Origin of the sequence: Brucella daejeonensis (assembly GCF_014199265.1) — a bacterium.
Taxonomy (GTDB): Bacteria; Pseudomonadota; Alphaproteobacteria; order Rhizobiales; family Rhizobiaceae; genus Brucella; species Brucella daejeonensis.
This window is the reverse complement of sequence record NZ_JACIJG010000007.1, coordinates 35,596-59,761: the sequence shown is the minus strand read 5'-3', so window position 1 is coordinate 59,761 and position 24,166 is coordinate 35,596. Positions and strand designations below refer to the sequence as shown.

Here is a 24,166-nt window from a genome sequence, read left to right as displayed (position 1 = left end):
TGTGGCGGATTTGTGTTTCTGTCACAAGCTTCCTATAAGCCTTCGAATAATTTGGGAAACTACTTGCCTGTTTCCTCCACTTGGCAAACCAGCCTTGCTGGCGAGGCCAGATTTCCCCATCGGACGGCCCGGCCAAACAACTCGGAACTCTCATGATCCAGACGCCCTATTACCTGATCGACAAGACCAAGCTGAAGCGCAACATGGAAAAGATCGCCTATGTGCGCGAGAAATCCGGCGCCAAGGCGCTTTTGGCGCTGAAATGCTTCGCCACATGGTCGGTGTTCGATTTCATGAGCGAATATATGGACGGCACCACCTCGTCCTCGCTCAATGAGGTGCGTCTGGGCCGCGAAAAATTCGGCGGTGAAACCCATGCCTATAGCGTGGCCTATGCCGATCACGAGATCGATGACGTCGTTTCCCATGCCGACAAGATCATCTTCAATTCGATAGGCCAGTTGGAGCGCTTTGCCGATAAGGCGGCGCATATCAAGCGTGGTCTGCGGCTTAATCCGGGTGTGTCGTCATCAAGCTTCGATCTGGCCGATCCGGCGCGCCCGTTCAGCCGCCTTGGCGAATGGGATGTGGCCAAGGTCGAGAAGATCATGGATCGCGTCACCGGCTTCATGATCCATAACAATTGCGAAAATTCCGATTTCGGTCTTTTCGACAAGATGCTGACCGATATTGAGGAAAAGTTCGGTTCGTTGTTGCATCGCGTCGAATGGGTGAGCCTTGGCGGCGGCATCCATTTCACCGGTGACGACTATCCGGTCGATGATTTCTGCGCGCGCCTGAAGGCATTCTCGGAAAAATTCGGCGTTCAGGTCTATCTGGAGCCGGGTGAGGCCTCGATCACCAAAACGACCACGCTCGAAGTGACCGTTCTCGATACGCTCTATAACGGCAAGAATCTCGCCATTGTCGATAGTTCCATCGAGGCGCATATGCTCGATCTGCTGATCTATCGCGAAAAGGCGAAAATGGCGCCGAACAATGGCCAGCACAGCTATATGGTTTGCGGCAAGTCCTGCCTTGCGGGCGATATTTTCGGCGAGTTCAAATTCGAACAGGAATTGAAGGTTGGCGACCGCCTCTCCTTCGAGGATGCCGCCGGTTATACGATGGTCAAGAAAAACTGGTTTAATGGCGTGAAAATGCCTGCCATTGCCGTACGCGAACTCGACGGCACGGTCAAACTTGTCCGCGAATTCGATTACGCGGATTTCGAGGGTTCGCTCTCCTGAACCCTGCGTCGCAATTGATCCGCGACGCGAAACTGAACCCGTTCCGATTGGCTGAGAGCGCCAGGGACGCACAACAGATGGCGGGAAACCGCTGGAAGAGGAAGCATCGACAGAAAATGAAGAAGAACGTTCTCATTATCGGCGCCGGGGGCGTAGCACAGGTTGTGGCGCATAAATGTGCCCAGAACTCTGACGTATTGGGGGATATCCACATTGCGTCCCGCACGGTTGAGAAATGCCGCAGGATTATCGATAGCGTGCGCGAGAAGAAGAGCCTCAAGACCGAGGTGAAGCTGGAAGCGCATGCGCTGGATGCAATGGATGTGGAGGCCACCAAGGCCCTTATCCAGAAAACGGGTGTTCAGATCGTCATCAATGTCGGCTCGGCCTTCCTCAATATGTCGGTCCTCCGCGCCTCAATCGATACGGGCGTGGCCTATATGGACACCGCTATCCACGAAGATCCGAAGAAGATCTGCGAGACGCCGCCATGGTATGGCAATTACGAATGGAAGCACCTGAAGGAATGCGAAGAGAAGGGCATCACCGCCATTCTCGGCATTGGCTTCGATCCGGGCGTGGTCAATGCCTATGCGCGTCTGGCCGCCGACGATTATCTCGATGACGTCAAATCCATCGACATCGTTGACATCAATGCTGGCTCGCATGGCCGCTGGTTCTCGACCAATTTCGACCCGGAAATCAATTTCCGCGAATTTACCGGCACGGTCTATTCGTGGCAGCAGGGCGCATGGCAGTCGAACAGGATGTTCGAGGTCGGCCAGACATTTGACCTGCCGGTCGTTGGTCCGAGCAAGGCCTATATGACGGGCCATGACGAAGTGCATTCGCTGTCCAAGAACTACCCCAATGCCGACGTGCGTTTCTGGATGGGCTTTGGCGATCACTATATCAACGTCTTCACCGTCCTGAACAATCTCGGCCTCCTGTCCGAACAGCCGGTCAAGACCGCGGAAGGTCTGGAAGTCGTGCCGCTGAAGGTGGTCAAGGCCGTGCTGCCCGATCCGTCGTCGCTTGCGCCTGACTATACCGGCAAGACCTGCATTGGCGATTTCGTCAAGGGCACCAGGGACGGCAAGGAAAAGGAAGTCTTCATCTATAACGTTGCCGACCACAAGGAAGCCTATAACGAGGTCGGTTCGCAGGGCATTTCCTATACGGCTGGCGTGCCGCCGGTTGCGGCCGCGATCCTGATCGCTTCGGGCGAGTGGGACGTGAAGAAGATGGTCAATGTGGAAGAGCTCAATCCGAAGCCTTTCCTCCACATCCTCAACCATATCGGCCTGCCGTCACGCATCAAGGATGAGGACGGCGACCGTCCGCTCGATTTCGCGTAAACGCGGCAAAAGAGACATGAAAAAAACCCGCTTCGGCGGGTTTTTTAATGCGCGTATTGCTTTTCGATCCTCATCCTGAGGAGGCCCGTAGGGCCGTCTCGAAGGATCGAAGGATCGCGGGTGTGACGACCGGCGTTGTATTTCCAGTTCCATCTGGACCTCGCCCTTCGAGGCTCCGCTTCGCTACGCACCTCAGGGTGAGGGGTGTGGTGCTCGATAAAGAGGTCAGAAGAGCGGTAGTAAGACAGGCTGTGCGGGGTGATTGAGATTCTGGTGATGACGAGCCGAAAATGGTGTTTTTTGAGAACCGGAGCGGAATGTACTTTTGGGTACATGAGCACCGGAAGCGTAGAAAAGCGCCATTTGCAGGCCGTCAGCGTCTGAATATCAATTGCCCCGGGGCCAGGTGTCGGAGAGGCGGTAACCATGTGGAAACGGATCGCCCGGATCGAGCATGAGTTGCGCGGTGCCGGTCACCCATGCGCGACCGGAAATGATCGGGCTGATCGCGGGCCTGCCGCCAAGTTCCAGCACATGATCGAGTTTGCAGTGAAACTCGGTGCCAAGCACGGACTTGCCGATATAGCGCTCGCCCGCCTGCATCTGGCCCTTGGCGTGCAGCACGGCCATGCGCGCCGAACAGCCGGTGCCGGTCGGTGAACGGTCCAGCTTGGCGGGGCGGATCGCAACCGTGTTCACGCCGGTCAGCACATCGCCCTCGCGTGTCACCGGCTCGGTAATCTGGCAAAACGAAATGTGATCCCAGTCTTTTTCGGGATGGCGGAAGCCAAGCTGCTCATTGGCGGCCTTGGTGATCTTCACGCCGATTTCGGCGAGTTCCCGCGCGTGATCCGGTTCGATTTTCATGCCGATCTGCGTTGCATCAATAATGACAAAACTGTCGCCACCATAGGCCGTATCGACCGTAACGGTGCCAATCCCCTCAACTTCCAGCGATGCATCCAGCCGGTCCGCGAAAGACGGCACATTGCGCACGGAAATGCGCTCGGCCTTGCCGTTGCGGCATTCGGCTTCCACTTCGATGATCCCGCCCGGCGCTTCCAGCACCATGCGCGTCACCGGTTCCTGCATGGGAATGATGCCGCTGTCGAGAAGCACGGTCGAAACGCAGATCGAATTGGAGCCGGACATGGGCGGCGTATCGGCGGGTTCCATAATGATGAAACCCATCTGCGCGCGCGGATCCTTCGGTGGCACCAGCAGATTGACGTGGCGAAACACGCCGCCGCGCGGCTCATTGAGCACGAAATTGCGCAAGGTTTCGTCACGGGCGATGAAGCGCGATTGCTCCCACACCGTGTTGCCCGGCGGGGGCGCCACACCGCCAACGATGACGTCGCCGACTTCGCCTTCCGCATGACAGCCGACAATATGGATGAGTTTGGTGCTGCGCATGATGCCTCCTCATTTATTGCAATTATTCCTATTGGTTAGGGCGTTGGCGTCAATCCTTTATCGGACGGCGAACCGCCCTTTCACGCCAGAATGAGGATTTCGTTCCTCCCGGTGTCATGAGATGAAAAATCCATTTCGAGATGTGTTGCTTCTTTGAACAGGTCTGGTATCCATTGTGCTCTTATTTTGTGCAAATCGATGCGCAGCCCGCTTGGCTCCGGAACAATTCCTGGAACATACACAACGTTCCCGATAGGGATTGGACAACCCGAAAAGTTGGGGCGTCGTCGTTCTCAAGACGATGAATGCTCTTAGCCGGCATGGGACGGTCGATGATCTTATCCTGCGTCCCCTCTCAGATTGACATGGTCTCTGATGTTCCGGGGCGTGGCCTCAACCACATGGAGCATCCGGCGATCTGACGGCCCCGGACGCTTCGGGAGCGAGTTATGGACAGGACAATCGATGCGGGCTTTCGCGAGCCCCATGAAACCGGCGCGCAGCGCTGGGGCAGGGAGATGTCGGCGGCGCTGAGACTGGGCTGGCCGCTGATCTTCACCAATCTTTCGCAGGCGGCCCTGACGGCAACCGACGTGATCTTCATCGGTCGCCTTGGCGCGGACACGCTTGCATCGGCGCTGCTGGCGACGAGCTTCTATCACACGCTGATGATCTTCTCGATGGGGCTCGTTTCCGCCGTCATGCCGATGATCGCCATCGCGCTCGGCAAGAACCGTCATTCCGTACGCGATGTTCGCCGCACCGTGCGTCAGGGCTTCTGGACGGCGATCATGATCGCGGTGCCGATCTGGGTCGTGCTGTGGCACTGCGAGGAGATTTTCCTTTTCCTTGGCCAGCGGCCCGATATTGCCGCGCGCTCGACCGATTTCATGCACACGCTGCAATGGGCGCTGCTGCCCTATCTTGGCTATATCGTGCTGCGCTCGTTTTTCGCCGCGATGGAAAAGCCGATGTGGACATTGCTGGTGGCGGCGCTCGCCATCGGCTTCAACGCGCTTGCCGGCTGGACGCTCATTTTCGGTCATTTCGGCTTTCCGCGCATGGAACTGCACGGTGCCGGCATTGCCACGACCGCATCCAGCACGATGATGTTCCTCGGTCTCGTATTCATTACGCTGTGGCATCGCCGTTTCCGCCGCTATCATCTGTTCGGTCGTTTCTGGCGACCGGACTGGCCGCGCCTGCTCGAACTCTGGCGCATCGGCATTCCGATGGCGCTGACCTTCGTCTTCGAAACCTCGATCTTCTATGCCGCGGTGGTGATGATGGGGCGGATTGGCCCGACCGCCATGGCGGCCCATGCCGTGGCGATCCAGATTGCCTCGCTCAGTTTCATGGTGCCGCTCGGTTTCGGGCAGGTGGCGACCGTGCGCGTCGGCCGCGCTTTCGGCGCGGGAAACCCGAAGGCCATCGCCTATGCGGGCTGGAGCGCCTATGTGCTTGGCGTCGGCTTCATGGCGGTGATGGGGCTGCTGATGGTGCTGATCCCGCGCCTGTTCATCGGCGTTTTCCTGGATCTGCACGATCCGCAGAACCTGCCGGTGATGGAACTGGCTGTCAGCTTCCTTGCGCTGGCAGCGCTGTTCCAGACGGTTGACGGCGCACAGGCCGTGGCGGCGGGCATGTTGCGGGGGCTGCGCGACACGCGCATTCCGATGTATCTGGCGCTGTTCGGCTATTGGGGCGTGGGCCTGCCGCTCGGCGCGCTGCTCGCCTTCCGGTTTGGAATGGGCGGGCAGGGCATCTGGCTTGGCCTTGCGGCGGGGCTGGGCATCGTTGCAGTGCTGATGACGCTGCGCTGGCACCGGCATCTGGCGCATATCTCGGCCCGGCATCTGGCCTGAATAAACAGAGCCATGCAATCTGGCGATCGCATGGCTCCCGGATTCCGTGCCGATTACTTCGTCAGCGTGGTGATGCGGTCGAGAGCCGCACCGAAACCCTTCAGGGAAATCTTGAACGCGACCGGCTGGCTCGGACTCAATGCCGTGGTGGTGACATTGATATTGGCGCCCGCCTTGAGGGCGGCAACCTGTTTTGCGTCAAAGCTTATCGGCGCGAGACAGCCTTGCGGTAAACAGGTTGAAAAAGCGAGGTTTGGTCCGGCGGCCTCATCGATCTTGAGCGAAGCGCCCTTGGCGAGATCAAGGCCGAACGGCATCAGCAACACGCCTTCGACTTTTCCTCCGGCATTGCGAAGCTCTGCCGTCAGTACGCGCTGGCCGGTCTGGGGGCTGCTCTGTTGCTGGCGGATTGCGCAGACGGTCGCATCTTTCTGCGACTGGCACGAAACCGTCCAGTCCTGATAGGTTTCCTGCAACGTGCTCGCTCCCCCCGGAAGCGGCGCGGCGAGAGCCGGTGCGCTGGAAATGGCGGCAAAGATGAATGCGAGGCCGGTTGCACGATAATTCTTCATCAATAAGTTCTCTCTAAAACTAAATGGCGATATTCAATATATATTGCGCTTTTTCTAAAGAAAATAATATTTGAAATCAACATCCACATCTTGAAGCGTATTCCGATCGGATCGAAACACGCTCCAAGGCGAAAATATCGCCGAATCTGGCGCTATTTCTTCATTATGACGTTATTCTCGCCCTTCCTGACCTGATCGATGACGAGCAGCTTGAGCGGCTTTGAACCGATATTCGTGCCGCTGTGCCATTGATTGATAGATTCAACGATGAAGTCTCCAGCCTTGAAGGTCGAGCTTTTCCCCGTATCTTTGTTGGAGACGCGCAATTTGCCGGAAAAAACATAGGCGTATCTCGGATAGGGGTGCTTGTGGATCGGCAGGGTCGCTCCGGGCGCGATTTCATATTGGGAAACCGCGACTTCGACATCTCCCTGCGGCAGGGTCAGCTTGCCGCCGGTGATTGTCTTGTCGGTTTTCAGGACAGGGGTCACCACTGCTGCCTTGGCATGGCCCGGCTCTTTTGCCTGAAGCGGAAAGGAAAGCAATGTCACCGCCGAGGCCAGACATGCGGTCCTGACGATAGTCGTCATCGAGAAAATTCCGTTCGTTGAATTATCCTGTGCCATTTTTAAACATCCTGTATATCATGAATATTAGTAATAATTTATAGAGACTGGAAATGTTTCAGTTTAATATATGGAATCTACTGTTATGAATACTCCCAACAATTCGGGGCCGGGTCTGCATAGGCCATGGCCGTTTGCATTCGTGCGAAAACCGTTTCGCACTTTCCCGGGCGCGCGTTAAACTTGCCGCCACAGTTTGGAGGCCGGAGGTTGGGACTTGACGCTACGCTATCAGATCGTTGCACTGGCAATCGTGCCGCTCATCGTGGCCATCCTGACGGTCACGGCCTTCATTACCTGGCAGTCGACCAATCTCGTCCAGAGCAGTATCGCCACCTTCGAGAAGAATATGCTCAAGGCGAAGGAAACGGAGCTGCTGAACCTGACCAATCTCGCTCTCTCCTCCATCCAGAAAATCTATGAGGAGGCAGGGCCGGACGATACGGCGGCGATGGAGAAGGTGCGGGCCATCCTGACCTCGCTCGATTATGGCCGCGACGGCTACTTCTTCGTCTACGATTATGACGGCAACAATGTCGTTCACCCGCGCCAGCTGTTCCGCCCCGGCCATAACTGGCTCGATCTCACCGATCCTGACGGCGACCGTGTCATCGCCAATCTGATCGCCAAGGCGAAGGAGGGTGGCGGCCTGCATCAATATAAGTGGGAAAAGCCGTCCAGCGGGGAGGTGGCGGACAAGCTTTCCTTCGCCGTCGGGCTGGATAAATGGAAATGGATGCTCGGCACGGGCGTCTATCTCGACGATGTCTATGCGCAGACCGCTGCCGCCAATGCCGATTTTCGCGCCAATATCCGCACCACCTTCCTGATCGTCAGCCTGATTGCCGTTCCGGCGGTGATGCTGGTTTTCGCCACCTGCATGTTGCTGAACCTGCGTGAAAGGCGCATGGCCGACACCAAGCTGAAGGAGCTTGCGCAGCGCATCATCGACACGCAGGAAGAAGAAAGGGCAAGGCTGGCGCGCGAGCTGCACGACGGCATTTCGCAGAATCTCGTCGGCGTGCGCTATGCCATCGACCTTGCAAGCCGCCAGGTGCGAACGGGTAGCGGCGGCGCTCCGCTGGCCATCGAAAAGGCATCGGACGCGCTGAATGGAGCCATCAAGGAAGTGCGGCGCCTGTCGCACGATCTGCGTCCGCGCATTCTCGACGACCTCGGACTGACGGTGGCGCTGAAGGCGCTGTGCGAGCATTTTTCCGAACGCACCGGCATCGAGACGCGTTTCAAGGCGAGCGGCCTGAGCGAGACGGTGAAGACCGAGCCGAGTACGGCGCTCTATCGTGTCGTGCAGGAAGCGCTCACCAATGTCGAGCGGCATTCGGGCGCCACGCATGTCGATATCCGTCTCTCCGATTCGAGAGGCAAGGTGACGATGACGATTGCCGATAACGGCAATGGTTTCACCGCGGGCGACCTGAACGACGAACTGTCCGGCCTCGGACTGCGCAACATGCAGGAACGCATGGCACATTTTGGCGGTGTGCTCTTGGTTGAAACCGGCGTAGATGGTACGCAGCTCACCGCACGTCTGCCGAAGTCGGCGACGGAAAGAAGGCTGGAACCGGAAGTCGCATGACGAACGAATGCAAGATTCGCGTATTGCTGGTCGACAATCACCCGCTGGTGCTGGACGGACTGCGCGCAGTCCTGGAAACTTACGACGACATCGAGATCGCCGGCGCCGCCGCCAATGCGCGCGCCGCCCTGGAAATGGCCCTGTCGGTCGATCCAGACGTTGTGCTGATGGATATCAACATGCCGTTGCTCAACGGCATCGACGCCATAGAACTGTTCAAGAAGCAACTGCCCGGCATCCGCATCCTCATGCTGTCGATGCATGACAGCCGCGAATATATCTCCACCTCGATCATGCGCGGCGCGTCGGGTTATGTGCTGAAGGACGTCTCCACGACGGAAATCGTCGCGGCCATTCACGCGGTTGCGTCCGGCGGCACATATTTTTCCTCGGGCGTTTCCGAGGCGCTTCTTGAGAACGGTGAAAGGAAACCCGAAGGCCTGTCCGCCCGTGAAAACGATGTACTGGTACTGGTGGCCGAAGGCAGCAGCAATCGCGAGATCGCCGCGAAACTGGGGATTTCGGAAGCGACGGTCGAAACGCATCGCAAGAACATCAAGAAGAAACTCGCAATCGCCAGCACGGCGGGCCTGACGCGCTATGTGATCGAGAACCGGTTGTGCCTTTCATCACAGTAAACCTGTCCGTGCGGGAGACGGGTTTACCCACTAATGGGTAGCATATGCCGCCTTTGCACTTTCGTCGGCTTGCCGCGGGGAATCGGCAGTCATATTATCGCGCCAAAACCGCTTGAGGAGGCGGTAGGGTAAGGGGAGGAAGGATGTCAGTTTTACTGGCGCTGTCGCGCGCTGTCGACGCGGCGAATGAATTCATCGGAAAATCGGTATCCTGGCTGATACTTGTGGCCGTTCTCATCAGCGCCATCAACGCGATTTCGCGCAAGCTTTTCAATGTCAGTTCCAATGCCTGGCTGGAAGCGCAGTGGTATCTGTTCTCCGCGGTGTTCCTGATCGCGGCCGGTTATACGCTGCTGCACAGCGAGCATGTCAGGGTCGACCTCCTTTACAGCCGCTATTCGCGACGCACCCAGCTACTGGTCGAGATTTTCGGCACGATCTTCTTCCTTCTGCCGTTCTGCATCATCACGATCTATCTTTCCTGGCCCGTCGTCGCGGCCAAGCTTGCCAGCGGCGAGACTTCCAACAATACGGGCGGGTTGGTGCTATGGCCGGTCTGGATGTTCGTTCCCATCGGCTTCGGCCTTCTGGCGCTGCAAGGCATATCCGAACTCATCAAGCGCATTGCCATCCTGCAAGGGCGGATTCCGGACACGGTCGCCGCTGAAGATGCGGCCGCACAGGCGCTCTGAGGGGAATGAATATGATTGCCTTTATCGCGGAGAATCTCGCTCCCCTTATGTTCCTGTCGCTGGTGTTCGTGCTGCTGCTCGGCTATCCGGTGGCCTTTGCGCTTGCCTTTGTCGGTTTCGCCTTCGGCTTTGTCGGCATCGAAATGGGTATGCTGCCGGTCAATCTGTTCCAGGCCATTCCCGATCGCATCTTCGGGCAGATGTCCAACGAGACATTGCTTGCCATTCCGTTCTTCACCTTCATGGGCCTGATTCTGGAGCGAAGCGGCATGGCGGAAGATCTGCTCGATACGATCGGGCAGCTTTTCGGGCCGGTGCGCGGCGGTCTCGCATTCGCGGTCATCATCGTCGGGGCGCTTCTGGCGGCAACGACGGGCGTGGTCGCGGCGTCGGTCATCTCGATGGGCCTCATTTCCCTGCCGATCATGCTGCGCTACGGCTATGACCGTAAACTCGCCAGCGGCACGATCGTGGCTTCCGGCACGTTGGCGCAGATCGTTCCGCCAAGCCTCGTTCTCATCGTTCTTGCCGACCAGCTTGGACGCTCCGTGGGCGATATGTACAAGGGCGCGCTCGTTCCCGGCCTTCTGCTCGTCGGCTTTTACTGCGCCTTCATCGTCGGCATGGCGATCCTGCGGCCGGAGACGGTGCCCGCCCTGCCGCCGCAGGCGCGAACCCTGAGAGGCTGGCGGCTCGCCCAGCGTGTGGTGATTTCGCTTCTGCCGCCGCTCGTGCTGATATTCCTCGTGCTGGGCACCATCTTCATCGGCCTTGCCACGCCGACGGAAGGCGGCGCCATGGGTGCAGTCGGCGCGCTGCTTCTCGCTATCGTCAATCGCCGTCTCAACCTGACGATTTTGACCTCGGCGCTTTACGCGACGGCGAAACTGTCGTCCTTCGTCATCTTCATCCTGCTTGGCGCGCGCGTTTTCTCGCTCACCTTTTACGGGGTGAACGGCCATGTCTGGGTCGAACACCTGATGACATCCATTCCCGGCGGCGAAGTGGGCTTCCTGATCGTCGCCAATATTCTGGTGTTCTTTCTGGCCTTCTTCCTCGATTATTTCGAGCTGGCCTTCATCATCATCCCGCTTCTGGCGCCGGTGGCGGACAGCCTTGGCATCGATCTCGTCTGGTTCGGCGTCATGCTGGCGGTCAACATGCAGACATCGTTCATGCATCCGCCGTTCGGCTTCTCGCTGTTCTACCTGCGCTCCGTCGCGCCAACCCGGTCCTACAAGGACAAGGTGACGGGCGCGACCATCCAGCCGGTCACGTCGGGGCAGATTTACATGGGATCGATACCGTTCCTGCTGATCCAGCTCGTGATGGTCGTGATCATCATAAGCTTCCCTGGCATCGTCACGCACTACAAGGGCAGCCAGAAGCAACTGGACCCGTCCACGATCCAGATCAACGTCCCGATGCCGAATATGGGACCGGATGCCGGTGGCGGCAATCCGTTCGGTACTGCACCGGCGCCGTTCGGTGCACCTTCTCCGTCACCTTCCAGCGAGCCGCTGCCCGCGCCATCGTTTGGAACGCCACCCCCGCCGTCTTTCGGTCAGGGAGCGCCACAAGAGGAAAAACCCGCGCAGTGAGGGGGGCCGGCACTGCGCATGAGTGAGAACCTGGAGCATGATCCCAAAAAGTGGGAACCGGTTTTTGGAAAAAGATCATGTCCAAACAAATGGTTAGAGCGGGATAGTGGTTCAACTTGAAATCATCCCGCTCTGGTCTTCGAGGAGGAAAGACATGAAACAGGATTTGAATCGACGGACATTTCTGACCAAGGGCGCCGCCATTGGCGCTGCCGCGGCGGCAAGCGGGGCGTCGCTTGCCACGCCGGCAATCGCGCAGGAACTGCCAACCCTGCGCTGGCGTCTGACTTCGGGCTTCCCGAACAATCTGGACACCATCTATGGCGGTGCGGTCTATATGGCCGATGCCGTTTCCAAAATGACGGGCGGCAAGTTCCAGATCCAGGTGTTTCAGGCTGGCGAAATCGTGCCCGGTCCGCAGGCCATCGATGCCGTGCAGGCCAACACGGTCGAAATGGCCCATACCTGCGGCTATTATTTCACCGGCAAGAACCCGGCCTTCGCCATCGGCACCGCCATTCCCTTCGGCATGAACACGCGCCTGCAGAACGCCTGGCTTTACCATGGCGGCGGCAACGAACTCTATAACGAGTTCCTGTCGGATTACGGCGTCGTCGGCATCGTCGGCGGTAATACGGCTGCACAGATGGGCGGCTGGTATCGCAAGGAAATCAAGAGCCTTGCCGACCTCAAGGGCCTCAAGATGCGCATCGCCGGTGTGGCGGGCGAAGTCATGTCGCGCCTCGGCGTCGTGCCGCAGCAGCTTCCCGGCGGCGATATCTACCCGTCTCTGGAACGCGGCACCATCGACGCCGCCGAATGGGTCGGTCCGTATGACGACGAAAAGCTCGGCTTCTACCAGATCGCACCGTATTATTATTATCCGGCGTTCTGGGAAGGCGGCGCTTCGGTCCACTTCTTCATCAACAAGCAGCAGTATGAAAGCCTGCCGGAAGCCTACAAGGTGGCGCTGAACACGGCTGCGGAAGCCGCGACCCAGAACATGATCACGCTTTACGACGTGAAGAATACGGCGGCGATCCGTTCGCTGGTGTCGAAGGGCGTGAAGTTGCAGCCGCTGCCGCGTGAAGTGCTCGACGCTGCCTACAAGGTCGCCTTCGATCTCTACGCGGAATATAGCGAGAGCAATCCGGCCTGGGCGAAGATCTATCCGAGCTGGAAGAAGTTCCGCGACGAGGGCTTCGAATGGTTCCGCGTCGCCGAATATACCTATGACAGCTATGTCTATGCCGCGCAGGCGGCGGGCAAGTAACCCTGTTTCATGCTCAAATGAAAAGGCCGGGAGCGATCCCGGCCTTGTTTGTTTATCGCGACAGTTTCATGTGGCGATTGACGTCCTTGTAGAGCAGATAGCGGAATTTGCCGGGACCGCCCGCATAGCAAGCCTGCGGGCAAAACGCGCGCAGCCACATGAAGTCGCCGGCTTCCACTTCCACCCAGTCCTGATTGAGACGGTAGACGGCCTTGCCTTCCAGCACATAAAGCCCGTGCTCCATCACATGGGTTTCGGCAAAGGGGATCACGCCGCCCGGCTCGAAGGTCACGATGGTCACATGCATGTCGTGGCTGAGATCGTTGGGATCGACAAAGCGCGTCGTGGCCCACGCGCCGTTTGTGTCCGGCATGGGCGTCGGCGCGATGTTCTTTTCGTTGAGGAAAAGCGGCTTGGGTACGTCGAGCCCGTCCACATATTCATAGGCCTTGCGCACCCAGTGAAAGCGCGCCGTGGCAGAGCCTTCGTTGCGAAGCCGCCAGCCGCTCTTCGGCGGCAGATAGGCATAGCCGCCCTCGGTCAGCACATGCTTTTCGCCTGCTGCCGTTACGGTCACTTCGCCTTCCACCACGAACAGCACGCCTTCCGCGCCATCGTCCAGTTCGGCGCGGTCGCTGCCGCCGCCCGGCTGCACTTCCATGATATATTGCGAGAAAGTCTCGGCGAAACCGGAGAGCGGACGCGCGATCACCCACGCCCTTGTCTTGTCCCAGAAGGGCAGGAAGCTCGTCACGATGTCGCTGAACGTGCCTTTCGGGATGATTGCGTAGGCTTCGGTGAACATGGCGCGGTCGGTGAGAAGCTGCGTCTGCGGCGGCAGGCCGCCCGTCGGTGCATAATAATTGCGGCTCATGATAAGTCCGATCAGTAGAGCGTTTCGGGAAGAATGTCTTTCAGACGCAGGAGAGCGATGCGTTCCACCTGCGCGCAGGCGGTTTCGAACTCCGTATCGCGGTCGTTGGAAACACGATGCTGGAAAGCATCGAGGATTTCCTTTTTGTTGCGCCCCTTCACGGCAATGATGAAGGGAAATCCGAATTTCTGCGTATAGGCGTCGTTCAATTCGGTGAAAGTCTGCTTTTCCGCATCGGTCAGCGCGTCGAGACCGGCTGCGGCCTGTTCGGCGGTCGATTCCGCGGTCAGGCGTTTCGCCTGCGCCAGCTTGCCCGCAAGGTCGGGGTGCGCATTGAGAACGCCAAGCCGCTCTTCCGCTGAAGCCTTGCGAAATACGGCCGTCATGGCTGCGGCCAGACCCGACGCGCTGTCCTGCGCAAGCCCAAGCCCGGCATCATGGGCGCGTTCTGCGATCCATGGCGAATGCTCGAAAATACTGCCATAGCGTGCCACAAATTCGGCCTTGCTGGCCTTGGAAGGCACGACATCGGCCACGACCGGCCTGTAGTTTTCATGCCAGTGGCGGGCAATATCGACGCGCTTTGCAACCCAGACCTTGTCGTGGCCCTGCACGTAATCGAGAAAGCGTTCGAGCGCCGCCACGCGGCCCGGACGCCCGGCCAGACGGCAATGCAGGCCGATGGACATCATCTTCGGCGCGCCTTCCGCGCCTTCGCGATAGAGCACGTCGAAACTATCCTTCAGATAGGTGAAGAACTGGTCGCCGGAGTTGAACCCCTGCGGCGTGGCGAAGCGCATGTCGTTGGCGTCGAGCGTATAGGGCACGATGAGATGCGGGCCTTCCGGCCCCTGCACCCAGTAGGGCAGTTCGTCGGCATAGGAATCGGCGGAATAGAGGAAACCGCCTTCCTCCATCACCAGTTTCAGCGTGTTGTCGGACGGCTTGCCCTGATAGATGCCGAGCGGGCGCGAGCCGGTGATTTCCGTGTGCAGACGCACGGCCTCGCGGATATGCTCGCGCTCCACCTCCTCCGGCACGTCCTTATATTCCCACCAGCGCAGGCCGTGGCTGGCGATTTCCCAGTCGGCTTCCTTCATGGCGGCAACCGCTTCCGGGTTGCGCGCCATGGCAAGCGTCACGCCATAGACGGTGACGGGCATGTTGCGGCGGGTAAAGGCGCGCCAGAGGCGCCAGAAGCCGGAGCGTGCGCCATATTCATAGATTGATTCCATGTTGAGGTTGCGCTGGCCGTTCCATGCCTGCGCCCCGACAATCTCGGAAAGCAGGCATTCGGAAGCCGGATCGCCGTCAAGAATGCAGCTTTCGCCGCCTTCCTCGTAATTGACGACGAACTGCACGGCGATGTTTGCCCCTCCCGGCCAGCGCGGGTCTGGCGTATTGCGTCCGTAGCCGACGAGATTGCGCGGATATTTCATGCGGGTCTTCCCTCGTTTTCGTTCGTTTTGTGCATGATAATAAAGATTTACCGCCACCATTCCCCTTCAAAAATTTGAAAGACATCCAACGATAAGCATCTTTCCCAATGCGGAAGATAGCGAAATACTGAATGATGGGAACATGGTGTGGTTTTTGCCCGACAGCCGCCGATGGCGTCCGGCGAAAATAAATCACGGAAAATCAAAGCCTTGCATTATTCTTGCGCCAAAGGGCAAAAGAATCGGCAAGCTTGAGGAGTGCAAATGGGTCAGGAACGAAACGGTGTCGGCCGGTTGACGACGCATGTCCTCGATACGGCAAGCGGCAAGCCCGCGGCTAATCTGCGCATCGAATTGCGTCGCATCGAGAATCAGCAGGCGGAAGCGATACGGGAAATCCGTACGAACGATGACGGCCGCTGCAACGAGCCTCTACTGTCGGGCGAGGAATTGCGGGCGGGCGTTTACGAGCTTCTGTTCCATGTCGGAGAATATTTCGGCAAGGCGGAAGGCGCCATGCCGTTCCTCGACGTGGTGCCGCTGCGCTTTGGCATTTCGGATGAAAAGGCGCATTATCATGTGCCGCTTCTGGTTTCGCCTTTTTCCTATTCCACCTATCGCGGGAGCTAAGCGCCATGAGCCAGTCTGTGCGACATACGATCCGCTTTCTTCTGAACGATGAGACGGTTGAACTCGACCGCGTTTCGCCGACCGATACGCTGCTCGACCATCTGCGCCTGTCCGCCAAGCTGCGCGGTACCAAGGAAGGCTGCGGCGAAGGCGATTGCGGGGCCTGCACGGTGCTTGTCGGCAAAGTCGTCGATGGCGCGCTGGTCTATGAAAGCGTCAACGCCTGCATCCGTTTCGTCGGTTCGCTGGATGGCTGCCATGTCGTGACGGTCGAACATCTGCGCGGCGCCGACGGCGATCTTCATCCGGTGCAGAAGGCGATGATCGAATTCCACGGCTCGCAATGCGGCTTCTGCACGCCGGGCTTCGTCATGTCGCTCTATGCCTTGTGGATGCGCGAGCCGAAGCCTGCCGATGCGCAGATCGAAAAGGCGCTTCAGGGCAATCTGTGCCGTTGCACCGGCTATGAGGCGATCATGCGCGCGGCGCGTGCCATTTCCGATTATGGTACAATTGAACAAGACCCGCTTGCGGCGGAACGCGCTCATGTTCTTGCAAAACTGACTGCCATGCGGGACGGCGCCCGCGTCGAAATCGGGAAGGGCGAGGACCGGCTGGTCGTGCCCGCCGATCTCGACGACTTCGCCGCCATTCTCGCCGCCGAGCCGAAAGCCACCATCGTTGCCGGCTCGACCGATGTCGGCCTTTGGGTCACGAAGATGATGCGCGATATTTCGCCGGCAGTCTTCATCGGCCATATCGAGGAATTGCGGAAGATCCGCGAAGTGGATGGCATCGTCACCATCGGCGCGGGCGTGACCTATAGCGAGGCTTTCGACTTTCTCGCCAGGCGCATACCGGCGCTCGGACAGCTCATCAACCGTATCGGCGGCGAGCAGGTGCGCAACATGGGCACTATCGGCGGCAACATCGCCAACGGTTCGCCCATCGGCGACACGCCGCCGCCGCTGATCGCGCTTGGCGCGACGCTGACCTTGCGCAAGGGCGCGGAGCGCCGCACCATTCCGCTGGAAGAATTCTTCATCGCCTATGGCAAGCAGGACCGCGCGCCCGGCGAATTCGTCGAGGCCGTGCATGTGCCGGTTCCGGTCGAAGGCAGCCATTTCGCCATCTACAAGGTCTCGAAACGTTTCGAGGAGGACATCACCGCCACGCTCGGCGCGTTCTACCTGACACTCGATGCGGCGCGAAATGTTGCGACGGTCCGCATCGCCTATGGCGGCATGGCGGCAACGCCGAAGCGGGCAGATGCGGTCGAGGCGGCGCTTAAAGGCAAGCCGTGGGAGGAAGCGACGGTGGAATCCGCGCTCGAAGCCTATGCGCGGGACTATGCGCCCCTGACCGACATGCGCGCGACGGCGGAATACAGGCTGCTTGCGGCGCGCAATCTTCTGCGCCGCTTCTTCGCTGAAACGGACGGCAGCTACGAGCCGCTGCGCGCGGCGGAAATCGCGGCTGCGTGAAGGAGGCGACCATGAACGAACATTCGGCAAACGCATTGAAAGCCGCCCGCAGCACTGCTGCGATCAGGGGCGGTGTCGCCACCGACCAGAAGCACGATTCCGCGCACAAGCATGTGACGGGAACGGCCGTCTATATCGACGATATTCCCGAACCCGAAGGCACGCTGCATATCGGCGTCGGCTTTTCCACCGTCGCGCATGGCACGATCAGCTCTGTCGATCTGGAGGCGGTTCTCGCTGCCCCTGGCGTGGTCGATGTGCTGACTTACAGGGACGTGCCCGGCGAAAACGACGTCTCGCCATCGGCCATGCATGACGACCCGATCTTTGCCGTCGACAAGGTGGAGTTCCACGGCCAGCCGATCTTCGCGGTTATCGCGAAGACCCGCGATCAGGCCCGCCGTGCGGCGCGTCTAGGCAAGGTCGAATATGAGGAAACAGCGGGCGTCTATTCCATCGACGCGCTGGATGGGACGAAGGACAGGCTCGTCACCACGCCGCTGACACTGAAGCGCGGCGATGCCCGCGCTGCAATCGACGCCGCCCCGCACAGCATCAAAAACCGCATGTATCTGGGCGGGCAGGACCACTTCTATCTTGAAGGGCAGGTTTCGCTGGCCATTCCCGGAGAGGACGAGGACGTCACCGTCTATTGCTCCACGCAGGGGCCAAGCGAGACGCAGCATCTGGTCGCCCATGCGCTGGGGGTTCCAAGCCATTCGGTGACGGTCGAGGTGCGCCGCATGGGCGGCGGTTTCGGCGGCAAGGAAACGCAGGCCAACCAGTGGGCGGCAATTGTCGCCATCGCGGCCAAGAAACACAGGCGCGCCATGAAAATCCGGCTCGACCGCGACGAGGACATGACCTCGACCGGCAAGCGCCACGGTTTCGTCATCGACTATGAAGTCGGCTTCGACGATGAAGGCAATATTCTGGGCGTCGATTATCTCTTCGCGCTCAATGCCGGTTTCTCGGCCGATCTTTCCGGTCCGGTCGGCGATCGCGCACTGTTCCACTGCGACAATGCCTATTTCTACCCGGCGGTTCACGCGCAGTCGGCGCCGCTTTATACCAACACCGTGTCAAATACGGCGTTCCGCGGCTTCGGCGGCCCGCAGGGTATGGTCGGCGCGGAACGCGTCATCGACGAAGTGGCTTTCGCCGTCGGCAAGGACCCGCTCGAAATCCGCAAACTGAATTTCTACGATGCCATGGGTGCCGACGGCGCGCGCAATGTCACACCCTATCACCAGAAGGTGGAAGACTGCATCATCCAGCGCATCATTGCCGAGCTTGAGGAAAGCGCGGACTATCAAAAGCGCCGCGAAGCGATCCGCGAATTCAACGCGAAAAGCCGCTATGTGAAACGCGGCATCGCGCTGACGCCGGTCAAGTTCGGCATTTCCTTCACCAAGACCGAAGCCAACCAGGCGGGCGCGCTGGTGCACGTCTATGCCGATGGCTCGGTGCATATGAACCACGGCGGCACGGAGATGGGGCAGGGCCTTCACATGAAGGTGGCGCAGGTCGTGGCGGAGGAATTCCAGATCGACATCGACCGGGTGAAGATCACCGCGACGACGACTGCGAAAGTGCCGAATACCGCGCCGACAGCCGCTTCTTCCGGTGCCGATCTCAATGGCATGGCCGCGCAGGACGCCGCGCGCCAGATCAAGAAGCGCCTCATTCGCTTTGCTGCCGAACAGCATCAGGTGCCGGAAGACCAGATCGTGTTCCTGCCGAACCGGGTTCGCGTCGGCAATCAGGAAATCAGCTTCAATGATCTGGTGAGGCAGGCCTATATCGGCCGCGTACAGCTTTCGGCTTCGGGCCATTACAAGACGCCGAAAATTCACTGGGATCGCGCCAAGGGCCGGGGCCACGCCTTCTATTACTATGCTTACGGGGCAGCCTGTTCCGAAGTTTCCGTCGATACGCTGACCGGCGAATATGTGGTGGAGCGCACCGATATCCTGCACGATACCGGGCGTTCGCTCAACCGCGCCATCGATATCGGTCAGGTCGAGGGCGGTTTTGTGCAGGGCGTGGGCTGGCTGACGACGGAAGAACTTGTCTGGGACGACAAGGGACGGCTTCGCACCCACGCGCCGTCCACCTACAAGATTCCGCTGGCATCGGACCGGCCCAAGATCTTCAACGTCGCGCTGACCGACTGGTCGGAAGCCTATGAGCCGACCATCCATCGTTCCAAGGCTGTCGGCGAACCGCCGCTGCCGCTTGGCCTGTCGGTCCTGCACGCTCTTGCCGATGCCGTCGCCAGCGTGGCGGACTATAAGGTCTGTCCGCGTCTCGATGCGCCTGCCACGCCGGAACGCGTGCTGATGGCCGTCGAACGGCTTCGCAGCCAAAAGGGTTAGCGGAATGCCGGGCGCACGCGACGATATCCGGGCTTTTCTCAACCGGCGTCCCAACAGCGTTCTGGTTGAAGTGACCGATGTGAAAGGCTCTGCCCCCCGCGATGCGGGGGCGTGGATGCTGGTTGCACGCGACATGATCTTTCGCACCATTGGCGGCGGGCAGCTCGAATATATGGCTATCGACCACGCGCGAAAAATTCTCGCCGGGGCCCTGGATACGCCGATGGACGTGCCCTTGGGCCCGGAGATCGGCCAGTGCTGCGGCGGTCGCGTGGGCCTGAGCTTCCGGTCCGTGACCCGTGGCCTCGCAGACGAACTTGTCGGCAAGGTCGATGCGGAAATCGCGACGCGTCCGCATGTCTATGTCTTCGGCGCGGGCCATGTCGGCGATGCGCTGGCATTGGCGCTCGCGCTCACGCCCGTCAGGGTTGTGCTGGTGGATACGCGGGAGGCGGAGCTGATGGCCTGCGATGTTCCGGGGGTCGAAACCTGTCTTTCCGCCATGCCCGAACAGGTCGTGCGTTCCGCCCCGCCGGGCAGCGCCTTCATCGTCCTCACCCATGACCATGCGCTGGACTTTCTGATCGTTGCCGAGGCTTTGCAGCGCGGTGACGCGGTCTATGTCGGCATGATTGGTTCGAAAACCAAGAAAGCGACATTCAGGAACTGGCTGAAGCGCGAGGTCGGGCGCGAAGACCTGTTTGAAAAACTGGTTTGTCCGGTTGGCGGCGCCGTTGTGAAAGACAAAAGGCCGGAAGTTATCGCCGCCTTGGTCACGGCGGAAGTGTTGGCCGCCGTTCTGAGTAAGGTCGTAGTTTCCCAACCCGCCTGATCTGGCGGGTTTTTTCTTTTATGCCAGTGCTTCCCGTATCAGCCGCTGGCACCGCTCCGTCATGAAATCGATGATGAGACGCACCTTCGGGTCCTGAAAGCGCTTGTGCGGATAGATGGCGGCAAGCTGGATCGGGGCCGGCGGCGTGTTTTCGAGGAGAGCCACCAGTCGCCCGTCGCGCAGATATTCCTTCACTTCGAAGAGCGGCTTGTTGATGATGCCGCGACCGCCGAGCGCCCATTGCGTCAGCACGTCTCCGTCATCGGAATCATAGGGGCCGGTAACTTCGAACTTGCGCAGGCCCGTCTCGGTCTGGAGCAGCCAGTAATATTCCTTCGAACCCGGAAAGCGCAGCAACAGGCAGTCGTGCTGGTCGCCGAGCAGTTCGTCGGGGGACTGCGGAACCCCGTGCTTGGCCAGATATTCAGGGGCGGCACAGATGACGCGCTCGCAATTCATGATGCCGCGCATCCGCAGATTGGAGTTTTCCAGCACGCCCAGCTTGAACGCGACATCCACGCCTTCGCTCATGATATCGACCTCGTGGTCGGACAGGCGGAGCCGGACCTCGATGTCCGGATATTTGTCGTGAAACTCTGGAATGCCCGATGCGATGAGCCTTCTGCCGAAGCCGAGCGGCGCCGTGATGCGAATCGATCCCTTCGGATTCTTGGCCAGTTCCGCTACCGCCGCCTCGGCTTCTTCCACAGCGTCGAGTATCTTGATGGCGCCGTCATAGAACGTGCGGCCATGTTCCGTCGGCGTCAGCTTGCGCGTCGTCCGGTTGAAGAGCCTGACCCCCAGATGTTTCTCCAACTCCTTGATTCGATTACTCGCAACGGCTGGAGATGCGCGCTGGTCACGGCCTGCGGCGGACAGATTTCCCAATTCGACAACGCGCACAAAAACGCGCAGATTATCAAGATAAGACATGCGGACTTCCACCAATTGTATATTTTTTTTTGAAAGTGCTGGTCGCGATGCGGCGTTCCCTCGGACGCCAAGCTTTGGCACATAATAGGCTAATGAACAATGGGGCCTCGAAATGGGCCAAGAATGGGAGCGCCTGATGTATGATTTCGCCGTAGCCTGGGACTGGCTGGGCTTTGCCGCGCGGTGGCTGCATGTCATCACCGCGATTGCATGGATCGGTTCGTCCTTTTATTTCATCGCGCTCGATCTGGGCCTTCGTCAACGTCCCGGCTTGCCGGAAGGGGCCTATGGCGAGGAATGGCAGGTCCATGGTGGCGGTTTCTATCACATCCAGAAATATCTGGTTGCGCCCGCGCAGATGCCCGAACACCTGACCTGGTTCAAATGGGAATCCTATGCCACATGGCTGTCGGGTTTTACGCTGCTCTGCATCGTCTATTATGCGGGCGCCGATCTCTATCTGATCGATCCGAATGTGCTCGACGTGTCGCGCCCGGTCGCGATCCTGATTTCCATCGCATCGCTCGCCTTCGGCTGGATCGCCTATAACACCATCTGCAAACTGATGCTGGGCAAGAGCGACACGCTTCTGATGGTGCTGCTCTATGTCATTCTGGTGCTGGTGGCATGGGGCTATACGCATCTCTTCACGGGCCGCGCTGCCTTCCTGCATCTGGGCGCGTTCACCGCGACGATCATGTCGGCCAATGTGTTCATGATCATCATTCCGAACCAGAAGATCGTGGTTGCCGATCTGATCGCCGGCCGCAAGCCCGATCCGAAATACGGCAAGATCGCCAAGCAGCGCTCGACGCATAACAATTACCTGACCCTGCCGGTCCTGTTCCTGATGCTGTCGAACCACTATCCGCTGGCCTTCGGGACCGAATTCAACTGGATCATCGCCTCGCTGGTGTTCCTGATGGGCGTCACCATCCGCCACTGGTTCAACACGCAGCACGCCCGCAAGGGCAAGCCGACCTGGACATGGCTCGTCACGGTCATCCTGTTCATCGTAATCATCTGGCTCTCGACGGTGCCGAAGGTTCTGACCGGCGAACCGGAGGAACAGAAGGTTTCGGCCCTGCAACAGTCTTTCATCTCGGACCCGCATTTTGAAAAAGTGCGGGATACCGTTCTGGGGCGCTGCGCCATGTGTCACGCGAAGGAGCCGGGCTGGGAAGGCATCATCGCGCCGCCCAAGGGCGTGGTGCTCGACACGGACCGGGATATCGCGGCCCATGCTCGCGAAATCTATTTGCAGGCGGGTCGCTCCCATGCCATGCCGCCCGCCAATGTTACCGGCGTGAGCGAGGAAGAGCGCCAGCTTCTCGCTTCCTGGTATGAATCCGCCACCACTGGAGCAAAGACCCAATGACCAGACTTCTCATCCGTGGCCGCGTGCTGAGTTTTCGCGACGAACCGCAGGCGCTCGATGACACAGCCGCCTATCGCTATATCGAAGATGGTGCGGTGCTGGTCGAAAGCGGACGCATTGCGCGCCTTGGCGATTATGCCAGTGTGAGCGCGGAGGCGGGCGCGGATGTGAAGGTCGCGGATCACCGTCCGCACCTGATCCTGCCCGGCTTCATCGACACGCATATCCATTATCCGCAGACGCAGGTTGTCGCCTCCTATGCGGCCAATCTGCTGGAATGGCTCAACACCTATACATTCGTGGCCGAGCAGAAATTCGCCGACGAGCAGCATGCCGAATTCATCGCCGAGCGCTTTCTGGACGAGCTGATCCGCCATGGTACGACGACCGCGGTTGCCTATTGCTCGGTTCATCCGCAAAGCGCTGATGCCTATTTCCGTGCTTCGCAAGCCCGCAACATGCGGATGCTGGGCGGCAAGGTGATGATGGATCGCAACGCGCCGCCAGCACTCTGCGACACGGCGCAGTCGGGCTATGACGACACCAAGGCGCTGATTGCGCGCTGGCACGGCAAGGATCGCCTCGACTATGTGATCACGCCGCGTTTTGCCATCACCTCGACGCCGGAACAGCTTGAAGCATCTCAGGCGCTTGCCCGTGAACATCCCGACTGTTTTATCCAGACGCATTTGTCGGAAAATCACGACGAGATCACCTTCACCAAGTCGCTCTACCCGGATGCGCCGGATTATCTCGGCATCTACGAGCATTACGGACTTCTGGGCGACAAGACGCTGCTCGGTCATTCGATCCACTTGGAAGACCGCGAAGTGCGCGTCATGGCGGAAACCGGCTCGGTCGCCGTGTTCTGCCCGACCTCCAACCTGTTCCTCGGTTCGGGCCTTTTCGACCGCGACCGTCTGAAGGCGGCAGGGGTGCGCATGTCGGCTGCCACCGATGTCGGCGGCGGCACCAGCTTTTCCATGCTGCGCACCATGGATGAGGGCTACAAGGTTCTGCAATTGCGCGGGCAGCGGCTCAATCCATTCCAGTCCTTCTACATGATGACGCTCGGCAATGCGCGGGCGCTGTCGATGCAGGACAGGATCGGCACGTTGGACGAAGGTACGGAAGCCGATATCGTGGTGCTGGATTCGTCGGCTACATCGCCGATGCGGCTGCGCATGGCGGCGGGCGCGACGCTGGAGCAGGAACTGTTCCTGTTGCAGACGCTGGGCGATGATCGCGCCATTGCCGAAACCTATGTGGCGGGAAAGCCGCTCAAGGCCGAACTGTAAGGCTCAATCGCTACGCTTCTCCCTCATCCTGA

The 24,166-nt window shown here is 59.4% G+C and carries 20 protein-coding genes; 14 read left to right on the top strand and 6 right to left on the bottom strand.

The genetic code is table 11. The annotated features are described in order from the left end of the window. Positions 1-152: 152 nt before the first annotated feature. Complete coding sequence (nspC, locus tag FHS76_RS10645; protein WP_183651902.1) at positions 153-1,250, top strand: carboxynorspermidine decarboxylase; 1,098 nt, start codon at positions 153-155, stop codon at positions 1,248-1,250. 116 nt (positions 1,251-1,366) lie between these two features. Next, positions 1,367-2,608, top strand: a complete 1,242-nt coding sequence (locus FHS76_RS10640) for a saccharopine dehydrogenase family protein (protein WP_183651899.1) — start codon at positions 1,367-1,369, stop codon at positions 2,606-2,608. 387 nt (positions 2,609-2,995) lie between these two features. Here the strand turns inward: FHS76_RS10640 and FHS76_RS10635 are convergent, their stop codons facing one another. Then, the gene (locus tag FHS76_RS10635; protein ID WP_183651896.1) at positions 2,996-4,024 is read right to left on the bottom strand and encodes a trans-3-hydroxy-L-proline dehydratase; all 1,029 of its coding nucleotides are present in this window, start codon (positions 4,022-4,024) and stop codon (positions 2,996-2,998) included. Between the two features lie 449 nt (positions 4,025-4,473). Between FHS76_RS10635 and FHS76_RS10630 the strand changes: the two genes are divergently transcribed. After that, on the top strand, positions 4,474-5,889 hold the full coding sequence (locus FHS76_RS10630) for an MATE family efflux transporter (protein WP_183651893.1): 1,416 nt from the start codon (positions 4,474-4,476) through the stop codon (positions 5,887-5,889). 53 nt (positions 5,890-5,942) lie between these two features. Here the strand turns inward: FHS76_RS10630 and FHS76_RS10625 are convergent, their stop codons facing one another. Beyond that, positions 5,943-6,461 (bottom strand): invasion associated locus B family protein, encoded by a 519-nt coding sequence (locus FHS76_RS10625; protein ID WP_183651891.1) that lies wholly within the window; start codon positions 6,459-6,461, stop codon positions 5,943-5,945. Positions 6,462-6,613: 152 nt separating this feature from the next. Then, positions 6,614-7,087 (bottom strand): cupin domain-containing protein, encoded by a 474-nt coding sequence (locus FHS76_RS10620; protein WP_235992640.1) that lies wholly within the window; start codon positions 7,085-7,087, stop codon positions 6,614-6,616. Between the two features lie 217 nt (positions 7,088-7,304). Between FHS76_RS10620 and mctS the strand changes: the two genes are divergently transcribed. The 5 genes from mctS (at position 7,305) to FHS76_RS10595 (ending at position 12,888) form a co-directional block, all read left to right on the top strand. Beyond that, entirely contained in the window at positions 7,305-8,684 is a 1,380-nt protein-coding gene (gene mctS, locus FHS76_RS10615) for a two-component system sensor histidine kinase MctS (protein ID WP_183651888.1), read from the top strand. Further along, on the top strand, positions 8,681-9,322 hold the full coding sequence (gene mctR, locus FHS76_RS10610; protein WP_183651885.1) for a two-component system response regulator MctR: 642 nt from the start codon (positions 8,681-8,683) through the stop codon (positions 9,320-9,322). Before mctS ends, mctR begins: the two co-directional genes overlap by 4 nt. A gap of 143 nt (positions 9,323-9,465) precedes the next feature. After that, a complete protein-coding gene (locus FHS76_RS10605) occupies positions 9,466-10,014 on the top strand; it encodes a TRAP transporter small permease subunit (protein WP_183651883.1) in 549 nt (182 codons plus the stop codon). Between the two features lie 11 nt (positions 10,015-10,025). Next, complete coding sequence (locus tag FHS76_RS10600) at positions 10,026-11,615, top strand: TRAP transporter large permease (protein WP_183651879.1); 1,590 nt, start codon at positions 10,026-10,028, stop codon at positions 11,613-11,615. A 154-nt stretch (positions 11,616-11,769) separates the two neighbouring features. After that, entirely contained in the window at positions 11,770-12,888 is a 1,119-nt protein-coding gene (locus FHS76_RS10595) for a TRAP transporter substrate-binding protein (protein ID WP_183651877.1), read from the top strand. A gap of 52 nt (positions 12,889-12,940) precedes the next feature. Here FHS76_RS10595 and FHS76_RS10590 read toward each other — a convergent pair whose 3' ends face one another. Beyond that, complete coding sequence (locus FHS76_RS10590; protein ID WP_183651874.1) at positions 12,941-13,762, bottom strand: bifunctional allantoicase/(S)-ureidoglycine aminohydrolase; 822 nt, start codon at positions 13,760-13,762, stop codon at positions 12,941-12,943. An 11-nt stretch (positions 13,763-13,773) separates the two neighbouring features. Continuing rightward, positions 13,774-15,201 carry an allantoinase PuuE gene (gene puuE / locus FHS76_RS10585; protein WP_183651870.1) on the bottom strand — a complete coding sequence of 476 codons (1,428 nt, stop codon included), beginning with the start codon at positions 15,199-15,201 and terminating at the stop codon, positions 13,774-13,776. A 264-nt stretch (positions 15,202-15,465) separates the two neighbouring features. On the opposite strand from puuE, the gene uraH reads away from it, so the two are divergent. Genes uraH through xdhC form a run of 4 tightly spaced genes read left to right on the top strand, consistent with a single transcriptional unit; the run spans position 15,466 to position 20,525 of the window. Further along, the gene (uraH, locus tag FHS76_RS10580) at positions 15,466-15,831 is read left to right on the top strand and encodes a hydroxyisourate hydrolase (protein WP_183651867.1); all 366 of its coding nucleotides are present in this window, start codon (positions 15,466-15,468) and stop codon (positions 15,829-15,831) included. Positions 15,832-15,836: 5 nt separating this feature from the next. Next, positions 15,837-17,315, top strand: coding sequence for a xanthine dehydrogenase small subunit (gene xdhA / locus FHS76_RS10575; protein WP_183651863.1), 1,479 nt, complete (start codon positions 15,837-15,839; stop codon positions 17,313-17,315). A gap of 11 nt (positions 17,316-17,326) precedes the next feature. After that, positions 17,327-19,693: a xanthine dehydrogenase molybdopterin binding subunit gene (gene xdhB / locus FHS76_RS10570; protein ID WP_183651860.1), complete on the top strand. Its 2,367-nt coding sequence runs from the start codon at positions 17,327-17,329 to the stop codon at positions 19,691-19,693. A 4-nt stretch (positions 19,694-19,697) separates the two neighbouring features. Then, positions 19,698-20,525: a xanthine dehydrogenase accessory protein XdhC gene (gene xdhC / locus FHS76_RS10565; protein ID WP_183651857.1), complete on the top strand. Its 828-nt coding sequence runs from the start codon at positions 19,698-19,700 to the stop codon at positions 20,523-20,525. 18 nt (positions 20,526-20,543) lie between these two features. On the opposite strand, the gene FHS76_RS10560 is transcribed toward xdhC, so the two are convergent. Then, positions 20,544-21,458 carry a LysR family transcriptional regulator gene (locus FHS76_RS10560; RefSeq protein ID WP_183651854.1) on the bottom strand — a complete coding sequence of 305 codons (915 nt, stop codon included), beginning with the start codon at positions 21,456-21,458 and terminating at the stop codon, positions 20,544-20,546. Between the two features lie 136 nt (positions 21,459-21,594). Between FHS76_RS10560 and FHS76_RS10555 the strand changes: the two genes are divergently transcribed. Continuing rightward, the gene (locus tag FHS76_RS10555; protein ID WP_183652353.1) at positions 21,595-22,836 is read left to right on the top strand and encodes a urate hydroxylase PuuD; all 1,242 of its coding nucleotides are present in this window, start codon (positions 21,595-21,597) and stop codon (positions 22,834-22,836) included. Then, positions 22,833-24,134 carry a guanine deaminase gene (guaD, locus tag FHS76_RS10550; RefSeq protein WP_183651852.1) on the top strand — a complete coding sequence of 434 codons (1,302 nt, stop codon included), beginning with the start codon at positions 22,833-22,835 and terminating at the stop codon, positions 24,132-24,134. The genes FHS76_RS10555 and guaD overlap by 4 nt, the downstream gene beginning before the upstream one ends. The last annotated feature ends 32 nt before the right edge of the window (positions 24,135-24,166 follow it).

Bases quoted from the DNA above. Each gene is read 5' to 3' on its own strand.
- nspC (WP_183651902.1), top strand. From the start codon at position 153: ATGATCCAGACGCCCTATTACCTGATCGACAAGACCAAGCTGAAGCGC.
- FHS76_RS10590 (WP_183651874.1), bottom strand. From the start codon at position 13,762: ATGAGCCGCAATTATTATGCACCGACGGGCGGCCTGCCGCCGCAGACG.
- FHS76_RS10625 (WP_183651891.1), bottom strand. From the start codon at position 6,461: ATGAAGAATTATCGTGCAACCGGCCTCGCATTCATCTTTGCCGCCATT.
- FHS76_RS10640 (WP_183651899.1), top strand. From the start codon at position 1,367: ATGAAGAAGAACGTTCTCATTATCGGCGCCGGGGGCGTAGCACAGGTT.
- FHS76_RS10635 (WP_183651896.1), bottom strand. From the start codon at position 4,024: ATGCGCAGCACCAAACTCATCCATATTGTCGGCTGTCATGCGGAAGGC.
- FHS76_RS10620 (WP_235992640.1), bottom strand. From the start codon at position 7,087: ATGGCACAGGATAATTCAACGAACGGAATTTTCTCGATGACGACTATC.
- guaD (WP_183651852.1), top strand. From the start codon at position 22,833: ATGACCAGACTTCTCATCCGTGGCCGCGTGCTGAGTTTTCGCGACGAA.
- xdhB (WP_183651860.1), top strand. From the start codon at position 17,327: ATGAACGAACATTCGGCAAACGCATTGAAAGCCGCCCGCAGCACTGCT.
- FHS76_RS10605 (WP_183651883.1), top strand. From the start codon at position 9,466: ATGTCAGTTTTACTGGCGCTGTCGCGCGCTGTCGACGCGGCGAATGAA.
- uraH (WP_183651867.1), top strand. From the start codon at position 15,466: ATGGGTCAGGAACGAAACGGTGTCGGCCGGTTGACGACGCATGTCCTC.
- xdhC (WP_183651857.1), top strand. From the start codon at position 19,698: ATGCCGGGCGCACGCGACGATATCCGGGCTTTTCTCAACCGGCGTCCC.
- FHS76_RS10630 (WP_183651893.1), top strand. From the start codon at position 4,474: ATGGACAGGACAATCGATGCGGGCTTTCGCGAGCCCCATGAAACCGGC.
- xdhA (WP_183651863.1), top strand. From the start codon at position 15,837: ATGAGCCAGTCTGTGCGACATACGATCCGCTTTCTTCTGAACGATGAG.
- FHS76_RS10595 (WP_183651877.1), top strand. From the start codon at position 11,770: ATGAAACAGGATTTGAATCGACGGACATTTCTGACCAAGGGCGCCGCC.
- puuE (WP_183651870.1), bottom strand. From the start codon at position 15,201: ATGAAATATCCGCGCAATCTCGTCGGCTACGGACGCAATACGCCAGAC.
- mctR (WP_183651885.1), top strand. From the start codon at position 8,681: ATGACGAACGAATGCAAGATTCGCGTATTGCTGGTCGACAATCACCCG.
- FHS76_RS10600 (WP_183651879.1), top strand. From the start codon at position 10,026: ATGATTGCCTTTATCGCGGAGAATCTCGCTCCCCTTATGTTCCTGTCG.
- FHS76_RS10555 (WP_183652353.1), top strand. From the start codon at position 21,595: ATGTATGATTTCGCCGTAGCCTGGGACTGGCTGGGCTTTGCCGCGCGG.
- FHS76_RS10560 (WP_183651854.1), bottom strand. From the start codon at position 21,458: ATGTCTTATCTTGATAATCTGCGCGTTTTTGTGCGCGTTGTCGAATTG.